General features: G+C 64.8%; 14 protein-coding genes, 2 tRNA genes, 1 pseudogene and 1 other annotated feature. Of the genes and pseudogenes, 6 read left to right on the top strand and 11 right to left on the bottom strand.

Annotated features, from left to right (window positions below):
- Window positions 1-38: 38 nt before the first annotated feature.
- The 4 genes and pseudogenes from RSPPHO_RS08050 to RSPPHO_RS08065 form a co-directional block, all read right to left on the bottom strand.
- Window positions 39-1598: a peptidoglycan DD-metalloendopeptidase family protein gene (locus RSPPHO_RS08050; protein WP_014414774.1), complete on the bottom strand. Its 1560-nt coding sequence runs from the start codon at window positions 1596-1598 to the stop codon at window positions 39-41.
- Window positions 1599-2561: 963 nt separating this feature from the next.
- Window positions 2562-2876: a sequence feature (16S ribosomal RNA rRNA prediction is too short), on the top strand.
- 35 nt (window positions 2877-2911) lie between these two features.
- Window positions 2912-3511, bottom strand: a pseudogene (locus tag RSPPHO_RS21920) (GTP-binding protein); the annotation flags it as partial.
- 80 nt (window positions 3512-3591) lie between these two features.
- A tRNA-Gly gene (locus RSPPHO_RS08060) sits at window positions 3592-3665 on the bottom strand.
- A 34-nt stretch (window positions 3666-3699) separates the two neighbouring features.
- Window positions 3700-3785 (bottom strand) — tRNA-Tyr (locus tag RSPPHO_RS08065).
- A 144-nt stretch (window positions 3786-3929) separates the two neighbouring features.
- Here RSPPHO_RS08065 and rlmB point away from each other — a divergent pair.
- The 4 genes from rlmB to RSPPHO_RS08085 all read left to right on the top strand — a co-directional run bounded on the left by rlmB (window position 3930) and on the right by RSPPHO_RS08085 (window position 7111).
- Entirely contained in the window at window positions 3930-4817 is an 888-nt protein-coding gene (gene rlmB, locus RSPPHO_RS08070) for a 23S rRNA (guanosine(2251)-2'-O)-methyltransferase RlmB (protein ID WP_014414775.1), read from the top strand.
- On the top strand, window positions 4814-5341 hold the full coding sequence (locus tag RSPPHO_RS08075) for a GNAT family N-acetyltransferase (RefSeq protein WP_014414776.1): 528 nt from the start codon (window positions 4814-4816) through the stop codon (window positions 5339-5341). The genes rlmB and RSPPHO_RS08075 overlap by 4 nt, the downstream gene beginning before the upstream one ends.
- 85 nt (window positions 5342-5426) lie before the next feature.
- Window positions 5427-6137 (top strand): prepilin-type cleavage/methylation domain-containing protein, encoded by a 711-nt coding sequence (locus tag RSPPHO_RS08080; protein WP_242390608.1) that lies wholly within the window; start codon window positions 5427-5429, stop codon window positions 6135-6137.
- A gap of 221 nt (window positions 6138-6358) precedes the next feature.
- The gene (locus RSPPHO_RS08085) at window positions 6359-7111 is read left to right on the top strand and encodes a Bax inhibitor-1/YccA family protein (RefSeq protein WP_014414778.1); all 753 of its coding nucleotides are present in this window, start codon (window positions 6359-6361) and stop codon (window positions 7109-7111) included.
- A gap of 117 nt (window positions 7112-7228) precedes the next feature.
- Here RSPPHO_RS08085 and recQ read toward each other — a convergent pair whose 3' ends face one another.
- Both recQ and pip read right to left on the bottom strand, forming a co-directional pair.
- Window positions 7229-9073: a DNA helicase RecQ gene (gene recQ, locus RSPPHO_RS08090; RefSeq protein WP_162138089.1), complete on the bottom strand. Its 1845-nt coding sequence runs from the start codon at window positions 9071-9073 to the stop codon at window positions 7229-7231.
- Window positions 9074-9176: 103 nt separating this feature from the next.
- A complete protein-coding gene (pip, locus tag RSPPHO_RS08095; RefSeq protein WP_014414780.1) occupies window positions 9177-10265 on the bottom strand; it encodes a prolyl aminopeptidase in 1089 nt (362 codons plus the stop codon).
- A gap of 406 nt (window positions 10266-10671) precedes the next feature.
- Here pip and RSPPHO_RS08100 point away from each other — a divergent pair, with 406 nt between their 5' ends.
- Complete coding sequence (locus RSPPHO_RS08100) at window positions 10672-11721, top strand: methyl-accepting chemotaxis protein (protein ID WP_041794758.1); 1050 nt, start codon at window positions 10672-10674, stop codon at window positions 11719-11721.
- 225 nt (window positions 11722-11946) lie between these two features.
- Here RSPPHO_RS08100 and RSPPHO_RS19830 read toward each other — a convergent pair whose 3' ends face one another.
- From RSPPHO_RS19830 to RSPPHO_RS08110, 3 genes are read right to left on the bottom strand one after another with little or no spacing between them, the layout of a single operon-like run.
- The gene (locus tag RSPPHO_RS19830; protein WP_157879141.1) at window positions 11947-12525 is read right to left on the bottom strand and encodes a hypothetical protein; all 579 of its coding nucleotides are present in this window, start codon (window positions 12523-12525) and stop codon (window positions 11947-11949) included.
- 25 nt (window positions 12526-12550) lie between these two features.
- A complete protein-coding gene (locus RSPPHO_RS18850; RefSeq protein WP_051014010.1) occupies window positions 12551-13366 on the bottom strand; it encodes a MinD/ParA family protein in 816 nt (271 codons plus the stop codon).
- A gap of 5 nt (window positions 13367-13371) precedes the next feature.
- Complete coding sequence (locus RSPPHO_RS08110; protein ID WP_041794759.1) at window positions 13372-14394, bottom strand: flagellar biosynthesis protein FlhF; 1023 nt, start codon at window positions 14392-14394, stop codon at window positions 13372-13374.
- A 435-nt stretch (window positions 14395-14829) separates the two neighbouring features.
- On the opposite strand from RSPPHO_RS08110, the gene RSPPHO_RS08115 reads away from it, so the two are divergent.
- Window positions 14830-16293 carry a sensor domain-containing diguanylate cyclase gene (locus RSPPHO_RS08115; RefSeq protein ID WP_242390610.1) on the top strand — a complete coding sequence of 488 codons (1464 nt, stop codon included), beginning with the start codon at window positions 14830-14832 and terminating at the stop codon, window positions 16291-16293.
- Between the two features lie 42 nt (window positions 16294-16335).
- Here the strand turns inward: RSPPHO_RS08115 and RSPPHO_RS08120 are convergent, their stop codons facing one another.
- Entirely contained in the window at window positions 16336-16917 is a 582-nt protein-coding gene (locus RSPPHO_RS08120; RefSeq protein ID WP_014414785.1) for a TerD family protein, read from the bottom strand.
- Between the two features lie 59 nt (window positions 16918-16976).
- On the bottom strand, window positions 16977-17996 hold the full coding sequence (locus RSPPHO_RS08125; RefSeq protein ID WP_014414786.1) for a DUF6635 family protein: 1020 nt from the start codon (window positions 17994-17996) through the stop codon (window positions 16977-16979).

A 17996-nucleotide genomic window follows, 5' to 3' on the forward strand; every position in this document is an offset into this window, starting at 1 on the left:
GGCTGGGGAGGCTAGCCTCCCCAGACCCCTCGCGTCGTTTAGTGGGCGCTAGCCACCTTGGTGCCCGACGGCGTGCTGCGGAAAGCCACCGCAACCTGTTCACGCTCCCGCTGGAACGCGGCGAGATCCTTGCCGGTCAGCTCCTTGCTGGCGGCAAAGCGCACATTCATCGGATTCACCTGAGCCGAATCGCGCAGGATTTCGTAATGCAGATGAGGTCCCGTGGAGCGACCCGTGCTGCCCACAAAACCAATCACCTCGCCCTGGCGGACCCGAAGCCCGGGCTTGACCCCCTTGGCAAAGCGGCTCATATGCCCATAGGCCGTCTGGAATTCCCCGTTGTGCCGCAGGCGGACGTAGTTGCCATAGCCGTTGGTTCGTTCAGCCCGTTCAATAACGCCGTCACCGGCGGCATAGATGGGCGTTCCGGTGGGCGCGGCAAAGTCGATGCCCTTATGCATCTTGGAGTAGCCCAAGATGGGGTGCTGGCGCATGCCAAAGCCCGAGGTCAGGCGGGCGCCGTTGATGGGGGTACGCAGCAGGGCTTTGCGGATGCCCTGACCTTTTTCGTTATAATAGTCCACATTGCCCGAGGAGTCCTGGAAACGGTAAAGACTCACTCGCTTCCCGGACACCGTCATGGACGCATAGAGCAAATCACCGGTCTGGACAGTCCGGCCGTCATTGGTGTCCATCTGCTCGTAGAACATCTCGAAGTGATCGTTTTCTCGCAGGTCACGCTGGAAGTCGATGTCATACGAGAAGACGCGGATCATCTCGGCCAGGACTTTCTGCGGGGCCCCGGCCTTCAGGCCGGCCTCGAAAAAGCTGGAATGGATGGTACCGTCGTAGCGAACCACGCGACGAACGAGAGGGGCCTGCTGCTTTTCGACGCTAAAGCTGTCGTCGTTGCCCCGGTTCAGCGTAATGGTGGTGCCGACCGAGGGCTCGAAGCTGAGGCTCTGGAGGGTCAGATCGTCGTTATTGGCCGAGGTGTAGGTCAGGGTGACGTCTTGTCCGGCCCGGAAGTCGCGCGGATCAAAGGTTTCGCGCAGAGCTTCGATGGCGGCGTGGGCGACGGGGGAGGGGACATCCTCGTCGAGCAGGAGGCCCATCAGGGTTTCCCCGGGGCCAACGGTGAGGGTGACCTCAATCGGACCAGGGGTGGTGTCACTTTCAGGCGAGGCGTCAGCGGTTTCTGTTGTGGTCTGTTCGCCGGCCGGAAGGTCGCCGGGATCCGCGGCCGAGAGATCATCCCCGCTGGCCTCCACCGGGGGGGTCGCGGAGGCGGTGGTTCCAGGAGGCGCCTCGGGAGGGTTGCCCCAATCTGCGCCGGCGATCGAAGGGGTGTTTTCCTCCGCCTCGCTCTGGGGCTCACGCGCCAAGTGGTCTTCTTCCCGCAAGGCTGTGGGAAGGCTGCCGGTTTGGTCTTCTGGCATCGGCTTGAAGGCCGAGGGCAGGGAAGGGGAAGCCGACGGATCGGCCGTCGTCGCGACGACGGTCGTGTCAGGCTGGGTGAGAAAGACCAGGGCGCCGCACGTCGCGCCCACGACAGACCCCAGCAGAGTATACAGGACCGGCCTCGCGGTCGGTGTCATCGTGGTACTCCCAAGGCAGTTTGAAGTCAGGTCTTTCGCACCGAAAGCCGGGGCCCTGGTGTGGGTGCGCCATCAAGATGCCTTCCTTCTGAAGGGAGCGACCCAAGCGACCTGTCCGCGCGAGAATGCGGAAGGGCTGCCCCCCTGTCAAACCCTAAACGGCCCTTTAATGGAAGCGCCGCTGTTGTCTTGGTGGGGAAAGATCCCGCGAGACCTATTCATTTGTCTATGAGGAGGTGTTGCAGTGGATCCTTCCTTATGGCGAAAAGAACGAGGGGATATTATGCGCAGCATTTTTCTGAAGTTTTGAATTTATTCGGGACGAGGGCCGCAGAGGCAAGGGGAGTTTTCCGCTTGCATCCTGGTCCCGGCCCTTCTATAACCCGCCCTCCCGACGCGCTGGCAACGGCGCCGAGGGGTTTCGGGGGCAGGCTCCTCGGGTGGTGTAGCGGCTTTTTTCCTTTTGGAAACAACAGCTAAACGGATCCGGGAAAAAGGCCTTGACGCTGGAACGGGGCGGGGAGTAGTTTCCTTGCCTTCCGGGTTGACCGCCCGGGTCGCTTCGTTGGCTTCAGCCGGTGTGGCAGTCCTGAAAAAAAGCGGTTGACACGGTGGGGCGGTGCTAGTAAAAACCGCCGCCTTGGTGACGACGAACGAAGCATCGGACGATGTGACGGTAGTCGAAACTAAGTGCTTAGTCAATATTGCCGGTTCGCCGGTCTGCTGTTTGACATTGTAAAAGAAAACGCGATCGAAAGAGATGGGCGGACGGCTCTCGGGGAACCGGGGCTGTCGGAAGAGAGATCTTCCTCAACCGCTCATCTTGAGTAAGACGAAAAGAATATCGACTCGTTCGATACCTTTGAAGTTCTTATGGCCAAGTATAAGTGATTGAGAAAAGGCTCGGCTTTCGAGGTTAACTTGAGAGTTTGATCCTGGCTCAGGACGAACGCTGGCGGCAGGCCTAACACATGCAAGTCGAACGCATCCTTCGGGATGAGTGGCGCACGGGTGAGTAACACGTGGGAACGTACCTTGGAGTACGGAATAATCCTTGGAAACGAGGACTAATACCGTATACGCCCTTCGGGGGAAAGAATTTCGCTCCAAAGCAGCTTGCGGAACATTTCAACGCCGGTGCAGGTCGTCTTGACGGTCGGACGAATGCCGACGATCTCGACTTCCTCACCCACCTTCACCACGCCGCGCTCCACGCGACCGGTCACCACGGTGCCACGACCCGAGATCGAGAACACGTCTTCGATCGGCATCAGGAAGGGCTTGTCCTTGGGACGGTCCGGCTGCGGAATGTAGGCATCCACGGCGGCCATCAAAGCGTTGATCGCCTCGCGACCCAGCTTCTCGTCGGTGCCTTCCAGGGCGCACAGGGCCGAGCCCTTGACGATGGGAATATCGTCGCCCGGGAAGTCGTAGGAGGACAGCAGCTCGCGAACTTCCAGTTCCACCAGCTCCAGCAGCTCCTCGTCATCGACCATGTCGCACTTGTTGAGGAACACCACCAGGGCCGGCACGCCGACCTGACGGGCCAGCAAGATGTGCTCGCGGGTCTGGGGCATCGGGCCGTCCGCGGCCGACACCACCAAGATCGCGCCGTCCATCTGGGCCGCGCCGGTGATCATGTTCTTCACGTAGTCGGCGTGACCCGGGCAGTCCACGTGGGCGTAGTGACGGTTGGCCGTCTCGTACTCAACGTGGGCGGTCGAGATCGTGATGCCACGAGCGCGCTCTTCGGGGGCCTTGTCGATCTGGTCGTAAGCCTGGAACTTAGCGCCGCCCGACTCGGCCAGCACCTTGGTGATGGCGGCGGTCAGGGTCGTCTTTCCATGGTCAACGTGACCGATCGTGCCCACGTTGCAGTGCGGCTTACTGCGCTCAAACTTTTCCTTCGACATGGTCGGTCCCGTCTTATCCCAATTGCGTGCTGCCCACCCGGTGGGGGCGCGACAGGCGATCAGAGGCCCAAGTCACAGACTGGAGCGGGTGATGGGAATCGAACCCACACAACCAGCTTGGAAGGCTGGGGCTCTACCATTGAGCTACACCCGCATGTCATTCTCGCCACCGACGAACGAACGGTGATTGGTGGAGGGGGCTGGATTCGAACCAGCGTAGGGTCTCCCCGCCGGATTTACAGTCCGGTGCCATTAACCACTCGACCACCCCTCCGTCTGCCGGACCGTTTCGGTCGTCAGCGGCGAGGGCCACGGTTTATGAAAAAACCCCGGGGGGTGTCAACGGAAAAAAAATGGGCTCTCGAAAAAAATCATCCGATATCCTGCCCCCCTTTAATTCCCCTCCCGCGAGGTTCCCATGCCCCCCCGCCCCCCCAAGGCCCGCGATCCCCAGGCGCCGACCGGCCCGATGTCCGACAAGCCGCGCCGCGGCGAGCGTCCCGCCGGACGGTCCCCGGCCGGGCGTCCCACGGGGGCGCGCCCGAGCGGCCGCCCCTGCGAAGACGCGCCCCGCCCCTCCGGTCTGTGGCTCCATGGCCGCCATGCCATCGAGGCGGCCCTCGCCAACCCGGCCCGGCGAATCAAGCGCCTTCTGGCCCTGCCCGGCGCCGTCGGCCTGTTGCCCTCCCCCCTGCCCCCAGGGGCACCGGCGCCCGAGATCGTCGAGCGCGACACCCTGGAGGCTCTCCTGCCGCCCGGCGCCGTCCATCAGGGCTTGGCGGCCAGCGTCGCCCCCCTGCCCGCCCCCGATCTCGACGCCCTGGCCGCCGCCCCTGGCCCCGGCGTGATTGCCGTTCTAGATCAAGTTTCTGACCCGCATAACGTGGGCGCCGTCTTGCGCTCGGCCGCCGCGTTTGGCCTGCGCGCCGTGGTCGTCCAGGACCGTCACAGCCCCGAGGAAACCGGCACCCTCGCCAAAGCCGCGTGCGGCGCCCTGGAGCGCGTGCCCTTGGTGCGGGTTGCCAACCTGTCGCGCTGCTTGGAGGACTTGAAGCAACACGGCTATTGGGTGGCGGGCCTTGAGGCTGGCGCCCCCCAGGCCCTAGGCGACGCCGCCTTGGATCCCCGCACCGTCTTGGTGTTGGGCAGCGAGGGCAGCGGGCTGCGCCGGCTGGTGCGCGATCATTGTGACTTGCTGGTCTGCCTGCCCATGGCCGGCCCCATGGAGAGCCTCAACGTTTCCAATGCGGCCGCCATCGCCTTTTATGATCTCGCGATCCGCCGACAAGGCGACCTCGGCTCATGATCACAATCCGGCCCGCCCTCCTCGACGATGCCCCCTGTCTGCCCGAGATCGAGCGAAGTTCGGGGGAGATCTTCCGCCAGTGGCCCGGGTTGGAATGGATCGCCGACGACGAGGTTCAATCCGAGCAACGCCATCGCGCGCTCATCGCCAGCGGGATTGCCCTCGTCGCCGAGGTGCCGGGGGCGGGCCTCGCCGGGTTCCTCAACGCGGAAAGGACCGCCGACGCCCTGCACATTTGGCAGTTTTCGGTTCATCGCGACCAGCAGCGACGGGGAATCGGACGGCAACTGATCGACGCCCTACTCCCCCGGGCCCTCGCTCTGGGGGCCACCGCCTTGACGCTGACCACGTTTCGGGAGGTTCCCTGGAACGCGCCTTATTATCAGCGGCTTGGTTTTGTCATGCTCGACGACGCGGCCCTGACGCCTCGGCTGCGGGGGATTCTGGAGGACGAGGGGCGGGCCGCCATCCCTACGGCCTTGCGCTGCGCTATGTGCAAGGTGCTGCCTGTCGCCTCTCCTTGACCGTCGCGTCTGTCGAGGCCTTTAAAGGGGAAGGCTGGGGAGGCGGGCCTCCCCAGACCCCTCGTTCCTTATAGTGGGGGGACCCTTGAACTGGGTCGGTCAGCAGCGTCTTGGGACCTTGCTTCTCGAAATGGCTCTTGCCCTGGCGGTTCTGGGGCTCCTGACCTGGGGGGCGGGGCAAGGGGTGCGGGCACTTGCCGAGCCTTTGGCCCGGTTGCGCACCGCGGCGGCGCTTCAGCGCGTTGAGTTGGCCCTGGCGCGGGCGGTGGCCAGCGATGGCGCCCTGCCGTGTCCCGATGCCCGTGAGGCCCCGGACGGCTGGCCCGACGACGCGTGGTGCCCGCGCCTGGGCTTGGTGCCGTACCGGGCGCTGGGTTTGGCGGCCCAAGATGTCGTCGATGGCTGGGGGGCACGCCTCTCCTACCGGCCAGCCCCCAATCTGGTGGCCCTGGACAAAGGGGGCACCGCCTGGGTTCCGGGCTGGGGGCCATTGGCCTGTGAGCCGACTGGGCGGCTGTTTAGCCGGATTCACCCGGCCCTCGCTCTTCTGCCTGGACCGCAACCGCCCGCCGCGCTGCTCCCCGCTTATGTCGTGATCAGCCATGGTCCCGACCGGCGCGGCGCGGTTCTGGCCGGAGGACAGGTCTTTCCCGCCGATGGCGCCAGCCCCGCCGAATTGGCCAACCTCGGCAACGCCGAGGCCCGGCTCGACGCGGCGGGCGACATCGTTCGCGCCCGGCCGCCGGGGGTGGTGCTCTTAAACGCGGGATGCGCCATGGGAGGAATGGGGCATTGACGCCGGCGCCCCCCTCCAGAGTCCGGCCGTCCCCCGACCAAGGACCTAGATCGGTGGAATGCCCGTGCATTTTTTAGGGAGATCGCTACGAAAATCCCTTGCCGTGGCCCCGGCTCTCCGTTGAATCCGTTGTTTTGTGAGCCATATTGGGGTGACTTCTGAGCCGTTCCATCGCCGATGGACCGCCAGGCAGTCAGAAACGACGGTGGAAGAGGATACCGATGGTCAACGACATCAAGCACATCACGCTTACCAAGACGCGCGAGGGCGTCGGCGTTGATGCCCGGCTGGATGCCGGACTGCGCCGCTACATGCTGCGGATCTACAACTATCTGGCTTCCGGCCTGATTCTGTCGGGCCTGGTGGCCATGGGCGTGGTGTACACCCCGCTCAGTGCGGTCTTTTATAATGTCAACGAGCTGGGCCAGCTCCAGGGCCTCAACATCCTGGGCATGATCGCGGTCTTCTCGCCGCTGGTCTTGCTGTTCATCGCTATGTTCGCCGCCCAGCGCATGAGCGCCGCCGCCACCCAGGGCTTCTACTGGCTGTTCGTGACCTTGCAGGGCGTCAGCCTCTCGACCCTGCTGCTGGCCTACACCGGCGAAAGCGTGGTGCGGGTGTTCTTCATCACCGCCGCCGCCTTTGCCGCCCTCTCCCTCTATGGCTACACCACGCGCCGCGACCTGTCGGCCATGGGCAAGTTCCTGTTCATGGGGATGATCGGCATCGTCATTGCGGCGGTGGTCAACATTTTCCTGGGCAGCAGTTTGTTGCAGTTCGTCATTTCCGGCGCTGGCGTGCTGGTGTTCTCGGGCCTGATTGCCTACGACACCCAGTCCATCAAGGAGCGTTATAACGACGCTCTCGGCTCGGACGACGAAACCAAGCTGGCGGTGTTCTCCGCGCTGTCCTTGTACCTGAACTTCATCAACCTGATGCAGTTCCTGCTGGCCTTCTTGGGCGAGCGTGAGTAAGCGGCCTTTTTAAGCCGGTTTCAGCCCGGGGGATTTCCCCCGGGTTTTTTTTTGAAGGCTGGGGAGGCGCGGCCTCCCCAGSCCCCTCGGTCTCGGGGGATCGCATCACGGTGGGGTCTAGGCCGACGTCTTATCCAAAGCCTCGGCAATCCCCGCCAAAAACGCCTCGCCATAGCGCGCCAGTTTGCTCGCCCCCACCCCGTGAATCCCCTCCAGATCCTCGCGCCGACGCGGCCGTAAGGTCGCCATCTCCACCAAGGTCCGGTCGGGAAACACCACATACGGCGGGACACCCTCCTGGCTGGCCAAGGTCTTGCGCAGGGCCCGCAGGGCATCGAAGATAACGCGATCGGCCGGCGCCAAACTGAGGGCGGGTTGGGCCGCCGCCTTGCTGGCCTTGCCCTTGGGATCCCGGCTGGCCGCCGCCTTCATCACATCGGCGCGTACCATAAAGCGCTCGCCGCCGCGCAACACCGCGTTGCCGCGGGCCGTCATCCGCCAAGCGCCATGGGCGGTGAGGTCCTGGGTGATGAGGCCGGCGGCGTAAAGCTGGCGAACCAGCGCCCGCCACACCCCCCGCGTCTGATCGCGCCCCACGCCAAAGGTCGGCAGGCGGTCGTGGCCGTAGTTGAGAACGTTGTCGGTGGCGGTGCCGGTCAGGATGTTGATCAGGTGCTCGGTGGCGAAGCGCTGGCCGGTGCGCAGCATGGCCGACATGAGCTTTTGCGCCTCGATGGTCCCATCGCGGGTTTCCACGCCATCGCGGCAGAGGTCGCAATTGCCGCACGGCGCCGCCTCCTCGCCGAAATAGGCCAGCAGGCTTTGGCGCCGACAGCGCGGCGCCTCGCACAAGGCGAGCAAGGCGTTGAGGCGCTGGGTCTCCACCCGCTTCTGGTCGTCGCTCGCTTGGCTTTCCTCGATGCGGCGGCGATGGAGCAAGATGTCGTCGAGGCCATAGAAGGTCAGGGTGTCAGCGGGCAGACCGTCGCGGCCGGCGCGGCCGATCTCCTGGTAATAAGCCTCGATACTGCGCGGCAGGTCGGCATGGCAGACAAAGCGCACGTCGGGTTTGTCGATGCCCATGCCAAAGGCCACCGTGGCCGCCATCACCAGCCCATCCTCGGCCACGAACGCATCCTGGTTGGCGGCCCGAACCGCCGGCTCCAGACCGGCATGGTAGGGAAGCGCGCGGTGACCGGCATCGGTGAGGATCTCGGCCCAGGTTTCGGTAGCGGCGCGAGTGGCACAATACAAAATGCCGTTTTCGCCCTGATGCCCGCGGATAAACTCCAAAATGCGCTTGCGGGTGTTGCCCTTGGGCGTCATCGCCAGATGCAGGTTGGGGCGATCGAAGCCGCCGATAAAGATCTCGGGCGTCTCGGGGAACAGCCGGGCTTGAATGTCGGCCCGGGTCGCCGCGTCCGCCGTGGCGGTAAACGCCAGGGTCTGCACCCCGCCCAGGGCGTGGCGCACCTCGCCCAGCACCAGATACTCGGGGCGGAAGTCATGCCCCCACTGACTGACACAGTGGGCTTCGTCGATCACCAAAGCCACAACGCGGGCCCGCTCCAACAGGCCCAGGGTGTCGGAACGGGCCAAACGCTCCGGCGCTATATAAAGGAGAAGCGGCGCGTCCTCCTCCAAGGCGGCGATCAAGCGCCGCGCCTCGGCAACGGGTGTGGCCGAATTCAAGGTGCCGGCATTAAGCCCCAGGGCCTGAAGCTGGGCCACCTGATCGCGCATCAAGGCGATGAGCGGCGACACCACCAAGGTCACCCCCGGGCGCATGAGGGCCGGCAGTTGGTAGCACAGCGACTTGCCCGCGCCGGTCGGCATGATGGCCAGCACGTCGCGCCCGGCCAGCACCGCGGAGACAATCGCTTCCTGGCCGGGGCGGAACTGGGAAAAGCCAAACACGCGTGCCAGCAGGCCGTGGGGGTCGTTGGACGGGGAAAACGACATTCGGGGGGGCTCTGAGTGCACGGGAGAAGGGCGTTCCATCAAACGAGGAGACAAGGAAAGGCTGGGGAGGCAGGGCCTCCCCAAGCCCCTCCGATCCTTGGGGTCAGGCGTGCTGGTCGGCGAAAGCTCGCGTGGCCTGGACCAGGGCAGCCCGCACCCCCGGCTCCAAGGCCGAATGGCCGGCATCGGGGACCATCACCAAGCGGCTGCCCGGCCAGGCGCGATGCAGGTCCCACGCCGACACAGGCGGGCAGACCACGTCGTAGCGGCCCTGGACGATGGTGCACGGCAGTCCCTTCACCCGATCGATGTCCTCCAGCAACTGGCCTTCGCGCAGAAAGCCCGCGTGGCGCATGTAGTGGCATTCGAGGCGAGCGAGCGCAAGGGCGGCACGGCCATCGCCCTCGTCACAAGGCCGCGGCCGCAAGCGGGCGCAGGCATCCTCGTAGCCGCTCCACACCCGGGCGGCCGGCAGGTGGACCAACGGATCAGGATCGGTCAGGCGGCGATAGTAGGCGCTCAGGGGATCATGGCGTTCGTCTTCGGGCAAAAAGCCAAAAAAGACATGGGCCGCCTCGGGAAAGAAGCGGCCCATACCGTTCAAGAACCAGTCCACCTCAAACGCCCGGAACAAAAACACCCCGCGCAGGATAAAGCCGAGACAACGCTCAGGATGCGCCTCGCCATAGGCCAACGCCAAGGTGCTCCCCCACGATCCGCCAAAGATCATCCAGCGTTCGACATCCAGGTAGTCCCGCAACAGCTCCATGTCGGCCACGAGGTCGGCCGTGGTGTTATCGGCAAGCTCGGCAAAAGGACGCGAGCGCCCGGCCCCGCGTTGATCCAGCAAAATGACCCGGTAACGCTGGGGATCAAAATAGCGGCGGCAAAAAGGGGCTGTCCCCGCCCCGGGTCCCCCATGCACAAACAACACCGGGATGCCGTCCGGGGCGCCGCTTTCTTCCCAATGCAGGACATGAGCGCCCCCCACCCGCAACCGCCCGGTGCGACGGGCCTCAATGGCGGGATACAGATCGGCCAGGGCATCCGGGATCACTGGGGAGTCGCCGGAATCGCCGTGCCGCTCAATGGAATGCTGTCTGTCGCCGCCTCTTGCCTCAGCCATGGAGTCCCCCGTGGTGGTCGTGCCAGATCCCGGAACCGGGGACACGGAATCGCTTCGTGACATCATGAGACCATTGGGCCTGACAATCCAGCCCCCGCCCCTAGGGAAACCGCGTCATCCGCGCCTCGGGGCACGCGCTGCCGCGAAACCCAAGTCGCGCGAAATAAGGGAGGTCGCGTCGCACAATCGCCTTCGAAGATTACAGGTCAGTGTTCCGCTTTTTATCAGTTAAAAACTTTGCCCCCTCTCCGCTTGCACTTTCCTTCTCTTGGTCCCAAATACCCAAGCAGAACACTCTTGCCCACGAAAGAAGCAGGTTGTGCCGAGGATGATGATGATTTAGTCTGGTTTATAGGAAAAAAAGGGCGACCTTAACGGGGATAATGCCCTTGGAACGGGGGGTTCCATGAATAAAATCGCATGGGTTGGGGCGGCGGAGGCCTTCCCCGCATCGTCACGAAGGACGATCGAGATGACTGCCTCAAGAGAGGACGGGGGCGCCAAGCCAGAGGACATTATTGTTCTGACGGCAGATGTTCGGGAAATGACACAGGATAAAATTGCCGAAATCCAGGCCGTCACAGGACGGACCCGCATCCTTGCCCTCAATGCCTTGATTGAAAGCGCCCGCGCCGGCGACAGTGGGCGGGGGTTCGCCGTGGTCGCCAACGAAGTCAAGGAAGTCTCCCGCGAGATCGCCGACATCGCCGGCGCTCTTGAGAGCGAACTCACCGCCAAAGTCGAAACCTTGGAGCGAATCGGCCGGCGCATCGTGGATCACGTGCGAGGCCAGCGCCTTGTCGATCTGGCACTAAACGCCGTCGAGCTGATCGACCGAAACTTGTATGAACGAACCTGCGATGTGCGCTGGTGGGCCACCGACTCCGCCGTCGTGGAGTGCCTCAGCAGCTCCTCCCCCGAAACCAGCCGCCACGCCAGCCGGCGCCTGGGCGTGATTCTGTCGGCCTATACCGTTTATCTCGACTTGTGGATCTGTGACCTGGAGGGGCGCATCGTGGCCTCGGGCCGCCCCGACCGCTACCCGGTGAGCGGACGCTCGGTGGCCGGCGAACGCTGGTTTCGCGAGGCCCTGCGCACCCCCTCGGGAAATGACTACGCGCTGGCCGATATCATTCCGGCACCCCTTCTGGACAACCAGCCCGTCGCCACCTATGCCGCGGCCATCCGCGAGGGGGGCGACGCCCGGGGCAGGGTCTTAGGGGTGCTGGGGATTCACTTCGACTGGGGTCCCCAGGCCCGCGCCATCGTCGAAGGCGTGCGCTTTGATCCGCGCGAACAGCGCTCGTCCCAGGCCCTTTTGCTCGATGCCAACGGCCGGATCCTCGCCGCCTCCAACGGCCAGGGCGTCTTGCAAGAGCGCTTTCCCCTCCAAACCCAAAACAAGCCCTTTGGTCACTATGTCCAAGACGACGGGACCGTGGTCGGCTTCCACCTCACCCCGGGCTACGAGACCTACAAGGGGCTCGGGTGGTACGGCTGCGTCGTGCAACGGCCGTTTTGAGGCGTGAAAGGCGGGGAGGGCCGAGCCTCCCCGGACCCCTCCCTGTTCCTGGCAGGGCGACGGCTCCTTTCCCCCCTTTTTCCTACGGTACCTTGTGACGTCGAACCCGGTTGCGGGACGTCGGGGCGTTGGACTACGGTTTGGTGAAAGTCACCGAATAGGGGCGGTGATCTCTCGTTTCTCCACCAAAACGATTGCGCCTGGGCCACTGGGCAAGGGGAAGTCTTAAGAGATGAAGCAGGTTGCATGGGTCGGACATGAAGAGACGGCGCTCTCCCTTGCCAAAGACGTGTCCGGCGCCAAAAGCCACGGCAGGTGAGACCGACGAGTCGGCAAACCATGCACAACCATCGCATCAATGCCCGCCGGCGCGGGCCGGGACGCCTCGCTGGCCCCTGTCGTTGCGACGGCAACGCCGCCCGGCGCCGCAGGGCGAGGACCAGGGGCTCCCGGGGCCAGGGGGGCCCCTGCCCCGCTCCCCGGTCGAGACGCAAGAAGCGTCCCCGGGGTCGGTGCCGGAGCCAAGCGCACCAAAGCCTGCCCGCCTTGAACACTGACCAAGGTCAAGGTCAAGGGCGTTCCCTGCGAAAGGGGAGAAGAGGTTTTCACCACCACCTCGCCCAACGAGGTGCCCAGCCGAACCTCCCCGCGAGTGGGTGAGGTGAGCACGCTCGCCTCGAGAACCGTGCCCGGCGGCACTCCTTGCAGCGCCGACGGCAGGGCGGGCACGCTGGCCAGGGTGGACGCCGGTGTGCTGGTGGTCCACGAGGTGAGACCCGGCGGGAGGAGGATGGGAGTGCTCATGCGGGTCCTGCCCTCCGGCGCCGGCCTATCCCTGGAGCAAGCGCTCGGCGATGGCCTCCACATCCATGGCGGCCTCGGCATTGGGATACCGGGTCAAAATGGGGGTCTGGTTGCGGATGGACTCCCGGACCCGGGTGTCGCGCCGCACGATGCCGGCCAGCGGTGGGCTGATCTTGAGAAAGCCCTGGCAGGCCTTGAGAAGAGTCTGATAGGTCCGCTCGCCTTCACGGGTGGAATTGCAGGCGTTGACCACGACGCGGATATCCACGTCCCGGCGCTCCATCGCGGTGATCTTGATGAAGGCGTAAGCATCGGCCAGCGAGGTCGGTTCGTCGCTGGTGACCACGAGCATGGCCCCAGCGGCACGCGAGAGCAGGCGAATGGACTTGCCGACCCCGGCGCCCAGATCCAAAATCACCCGATCATAGCTCTGGCTCATGAGTAACAGATCCTCGGTCAGGATCTGGAGCCGCCCCGGCGGAATGTTGGCAAGACTGCCCGACCCGGAGCGCCCGGCAATGACATCAAAGCCCCCGGCCGGATAGGGAGTGGTCGCCTGATGCAGGGTTTTCTTGCCGGCGATCACACTGCCCAGGTCGTGGGCGGGCATCAGGCCCAACTGAATATCGACGTTGGCCAGTCCCAGATCGCCATCAAACAGCAAGGTGCGGCACCCACGCTTGGACAGCGCGTGTGACAAAGTGACGGCGAACCACGTCTTGCCAACACCGCCCTTGCCCGAGGCAATGGCGAGGATATTGCGCATGCGGACCTTGGTCCCGGCGGAGCGCGGCGCCATGGACGGGAACGGGGTCCCGAGGGTGGGTGCTTCGCTGCTCATGCCGGTCACAGGGCCTCCGAATAGGGCGAGACGTCGTCGTCCTCGGCATAGGCACCCACCCCGTCCTCCGGTGGGATGTCCTCCTCCAGGGGAAGGATAAGGCGGGCGAGGGAAACCGGATTGATGGGGCACAACCCGTTGGCGACACGCGGATTGATCGACACGTCGCCGAAGGCCAGGGCGCCGGCTTCCGCCGCTGCCAGTATACCGCCAAGACGACGGGCCATGTCCAGGCGGGTCGCAAGAATTCGCGAGGCCCCGGCCTCGGCGAAAGCCTCGGCGATTTCGATGGCTTCCATGGGATCGGTTCCGGCGTTCAGCACCAGGGCCACATCCATGGGCACCGCCGCCACCAGCGACCGCAGATAATCCATATCGTCCTGGGAAAAAGGATTAAGCCCGGGGCTGTCGATGAAAATGACCCCATACTGCTGCTGCATGTTGGGAACAAGGGTCGCTAAGCCCTCAGGGCCGCGCGCCTTTTTGAGATCGACCTCCAAAATGCGCGTGAAAGCGGCCAATTGCTCCTGGGCGCCGGCCCGCACGGTGTCGGCGGTGATTACCCCCACCGCGCCGCCAGTGAGACGCGCCCGCGCCGCCAGCTTGGCCACGGCGATGGTCTTGCCCGTCCCCGGCGGCCCGGCCAGCAACACCGGGCGCGACGCCGCCCCCTGTGGCATGGGGAGAAAATGAAAAACCTGATCCAAGGCCCCGGCGCAGGCCCCAATGGCATCGTGGGCCGGAGTGGCGGAGGCGAGATTAACCAAAAGCTCGGTCAGGCGCGCTGGCGCCCCATGGAACTCCAAAGCCTCGCGCACGGCATCGCCGTGGGGGGCGCGTCGTGCGCCGGTCAAGGCTTGATAAATGTCATCCTCAACCGGGTCGTGTTCCAGGGCAGCGGTGATGCGCACACCGTTCCCGTCCGACGCCCGCTGGGTCGAAACGATGATCGCATCGTCGCCCAGTTCGGCCCGGATGGCGGCCATGGCCTCGGCCATGCTGTCAGCGGTGTAGCACTTAAGCCGCATGAAACCTGTCGTGTGTCCAGGGTGATCCCACAAGCGCCGGACTGCGACGCCGGGGCCGATTTTAGCCGGGGCGTGTTAAGCTCCTCTTACCGAAGGTTTGCCGTGAAAGCGAGCAAAACACTTTAATTTTCCGAAGGGGAGCTTTTCCGAAGGCTTCCTTCCCGAAGGAGGGGGGGGGCTCACGTCTCCCCTTCCCCTACCCAGCGAAGCGGCTTCGACTATATGGGTCAGGAGTTGCGCGTTTAGCAAGGCCGGAGGCCGGCTTCGCCGGAAAAGACCATGCTTTCCCTTTCCCTGGAACAGTATCCAGAGTATCCTAAACGTTATAGATCCTCTGTCCCCTAAACACTCCCCCAAACGGCTGCCGGAATGATCCAGGGCAGAAGCCCCCCACGGAATAAACGCTTCCCTGCCGCCCTCGGGATCTATGGAATCATGTTTGCGGCCCTGGCCGGGGCTGGTTTGTGGCTGACTGTGGATTTGCGCGACAGCCGCACCCGCCTCCTCCAGGAACGCTCCGATCTTGCGCTGCAAAAAAGCCAGTTCATGAGCCAATGGTTCGGCACCACCTTGGTGGCCGTGGACTATGTGTTACGCGATATCCAGGAAAAACTCGGCCCCGACGACCTGCCCGCCCCCTCCCCCGACCGCCAGCGTGCCCTGGGCGTCTGGCTCCAGGAAAAGGCGGCCAGCGTTCCCGGAGTGGTCGGCATCTCGGTATATGGGGCCGACTGCGTTTTTGTCGCCGCCGCCGACCCCCATCTGATCGGTTTCAAAAGCCACCAAAAAATCTGTGACACCCCCGACCCGGCCCTCGACCAGCACTCCTCGATCCAGTACATCCCGGCCGAAAAATCAGCGTCGCGGCGCCCCTCAATCCTGATCTCGCGCAATAACATCACCGCGGATGGAACCCTCCAAGGGGGCGTCCTCGCAGCCATCGACCTTTCGTTTACCCAAAGCTGGATCTCGTCGATCGTCATCGACCCCAGCGAGGTGGTCGCCCTGGTTGATGGCGAGGGAACCTTGCTTGCACGCAACCCCCCTTTGCCCACCGCCATCGGCCGACGCGCCCCCCTACCTCCCCAGCCCGCCTTCGGCCGACAGCGCTCCAGCATCACGTTCGAGGCCACCTCGCCTTGGGACAACCGTCGGCGAACTTATGCCCTCAGCAAAATCGAAAACATCCCTATGGTCCTGATCGTTGGCTTCGATCTCGAGGGCAGCCTGGGGGAGTGGGAGCGCCGGGCGTGGCAGCTCGCCGGCGGGTTGCTGGCCCTGGTCATCCTCGCCGCCCTTGCCCTGCACGCCCATCTGGTGGCCGTGCGCCAACGTGAGGATTTGCGCATCCTCGCCACGACCGATGCCCTCACGGGGGTGGCCAACCGACGCCAGTTCATGACCATCGGCAGTCATGAGGTGGCCCGAGCTCGACGCTACACCGCCACCTTGGCCGTCTTCATGGTCGATATCGACCACTTCAAGACCATCAATGACACCTGGGGCCACCCAACGGGCGATCGCGCCATCCAGGCCCTGGCCTCGACCATGGCCGCCGTAACGCGCGATCTTGATGTGGTCGGCCGCCTGGGAGGCGAGGAGTTCGCGATCATTTTGCCCGAAACCGACGCCCAGGGAGCCTTGATCCTGGCCGACCGCCTGCGCTCCACCGTGGAGCAGCAAACAACCGTGCTCTCAACCACCGCCCACCCGGTCCGCCTGACCGTCAGTATCGGCGTGACCACCTTGCAACCGGCCGATACCGGGTTTGAAGATCTGTTAGGCCGAGCCGACAAAGCGCTCTATGCCGCCAAAGCCGCTGGGCGCAATCGGGTCGTGAGCCTGTCGGACCCAGGACCGGTCCTCGATCCCGCGCAGGACGGATATCAGACGAGGTGACGCGGGGCTGCCGCCCCAGCGGCAAGCCCCGCGTCGCCAGACTTAACCCACGTTAATGCCGTACTGGGTGCACATCGCGGCGAGACCGCCGGCGTAGCCTTGGCCCACGGCCCGGAACTTCCATTCGGCGCCGTGACGATAGACCTCGCCAAACACCATGGCCGTTTCGGTGCTGGAATCCTCGCTGAGATCGAAGCGGGCGATCTCGACGCCGGTTTCGTCGTTGACGACCCGAATGAAAGCGTTACGCACCTGCCCAAAGCTCTGGTGGCGCGCCTGGGCTTCGTGAATGGTGACGGTAATCGCAATGGTCTGGATCTCGGCCGAGACCTGATCGAGATTGACCTTGATCGCCTCGTCGTCGCCGTCACCCACGCCTGTGCGGTTGTCCCCCGTATGCTCGACCGAGCCATCGGCAGACTTCAGGTTGTTGTAAAAAATAAAAGCCGAGTCATTGGGCACCTTACCGGTAGCACCCAGCAGGAAAGCCGAGGCATCCAGGTCGAAATCGGCGCCGTCGGTGGCGCGGACGTCCCAGCCCAGACCGATCAGGATCCGCTTCAAGCTGGGATCGCTCTTGGACAGGCTGACATTACCGCCCTTGCTCAACGAAATCGCCATCATCTCCTCCTCTTGATAAAAACACTGCTCATGCGCGGCGACAGGGCCCCAACCCCACCGGGCTACCCCGCGCCCCGTCCGCCGGCCACCCGATGGACCGCCACCAATAGATCCACCAGATCGAAAACCCGCGCGACATAGTGATCGCGCAACACCAGTGGTCGATCGCCGTCGCCTCGGAGATCGGCCTCCAGGGTATCGACCAGCCGGTGCAAGCGCCGTTGATGCAGCCCCAGGGCGCGCTGGAGCGGATCGGCCACCACGCCGGCGAAAGCGCCGACCACGGCTGCCGCACTCATCACGGTGGCCGCCGAGGCCGCCAGCACCGCCCCCGAGGCAGCTGCCGGCATCACCCCATGCCACAAGGCCCCAACCCCGGGCCCCAAGGGAAAGCTCGCCACCGCCAGCTTCTGCGCCACCATCCCGGCCAAGGCCGTGGACAAGCCCCAGGTCCCCGGCGTCAGATGGTGGGTCACGGCCATCCCGGCCCCCAGACAGGCCAGCGTGCTCACCATGTCGGCAGCAGCGGCGCGCCCCCCGACATAAGCCTTGAGCGCGGCGGTCAGCCGGGCCCGAAAGACCGGATCGTCGCCCCGGGCGGCCACGGCCCGCGCCGCGCTCAAAGCCAGCTCGGCCAGCAGCGGTTCGCTCAAAACGGCCTCGGCCAGCGCGTCCCGGGTCGTCACCCGCCCGCCCCCGGCCTCAAAGGGCAGTTCAAGAAAATCGCGGTACAGCCGAAAGCTGATCTCGCGCCCGACGTCGGTGGGCAGCATCAAGGTCAGACGCCCCAGGCGCGTCCCCAGCCGCCCGGCCGGACGCCAGTGCCGCCCCACGGCCTCCAGCCCCCGGGCCGACGCCATCAAAGAGACCTGCGGCACGGCCAGCAAGGCATTGAGGGGGGCGCGGGCCACATCCCAGCCAAGAGCGTGGCGATGGAGATCCAAGCTCGGCCCCCAGGAGTAGGTGGCGTCCACAAAGGACTCCACCCGCTCTCGACGCGCCGCCACGTAGCGGACCGCCGCGCAATCAACGGCGGCTTCTACCGCGGCCGCACTAACAGACAAGGCGGGCAGCGGGCTCAC

Source organism: Pararhodospirillum photometricum DSM 122 (assembly GCF_000284415.1).
Lineage (GTDB): Bacteria > Pseudomonadota > Alphaproteobacteria > Rhodospirillales > Rhodospirillaceae > Pararhodospirillum > Pararhodospirillum photometricum.

What these genes read in the sequence shown, in the direction of transcription:
- RSPPHO_RS08075 (WP_014414776.1), top strand. Translation starts at nt 4,814, where the DNA reads ATGATCACAATCCGGCCCGCCCTCCTCGACGATGCCCCCTGTCTGCCC.
- RSPPHO_RS08085 (WP_014414778.1), top strand. Translation starts at nt 6,359, where the DNA reads ATGGTCAACGACATCAAGCACATCACGCTTACCAAGACGCGCGAGGGC.
- pip (WP_014414780.1), bottom strand. Translation starts at nt 10,265, where the DNA reads ATGATGTCACGAAGCGATTCCGTGTCCCCGGTTCCGGGATCTGGCACG.
- RSPPHO_RS19830 (WP_157879141.1), bottom strand. Translation starts at nt 12,525, where the DNA reads ATGAGCACTCCCATCCTCCTCCCGCCGGGTCTCACCTCGTGGACCACC.
- recQ (WP_162138089.1), bottom strand. Translation starts at nt 9,073, where the DNA reads ATGTCGTTTTCCCCGTCCAACGACCCCCACGGCCTGCTGGCACGCGTG.
- RSPPHO_RS08115 (WP_242390610.1), top strand. Translation starts at nt 14,830, where the DNA reads ATGTTTGCGGCCCTGGCCGGGGCTGGTTTGTGGCTGACTGTGGATTTG.
- RSPPHO_RS08100 (WP_041794758.1), top strand. Translation starts at nt 10,672, where the DNA reads ATGACTGCCTCAAGAGAGGACGGGGGCGCCAAGCCAGAGGACATTATT.
- RSPPHO_RS08050 (WP_014414774.1), bottom strand. Translation starts at nt 1,598, where the DNA reads ATGACACCGACCGCGAGGCCGGTCCTGTATACTCTGCTGGGGTCTGTC.
- RSPPHO_RS08120 (WP_014414785.1), bottom strand. Translation starts at nt 16,917, where the DNA reads ATGATGGCGATTTCGTTGAGCAAGGGCGGTAATGTCAGCCTGTCCAAG.
- RSPPHO_RS08110 (WP_041794759.1), bottom strand. Translation starts at nt 14,394, where the DNA reads ATGCGGCTTAAGTGCTACACCGCTGACAGCATGGCCGAGGCCATGGCC.
- RSPPHO_RS18850 (WP_051014010.1), bottom strand. Translation starts at nt 13,366, where the DNA reads ATGAGCAGCGAAGCACCCACCCTCGGGACCCCGTTCCCGTCCATGGCG.
- rlmB (WP_014414775.1), top strand. Translation starts at nt 3,930, where the DNA reads ATGCCCCCCCGCCCCCCCAAGGCCCGCGATCCCCAGGCGCCGACCGGC.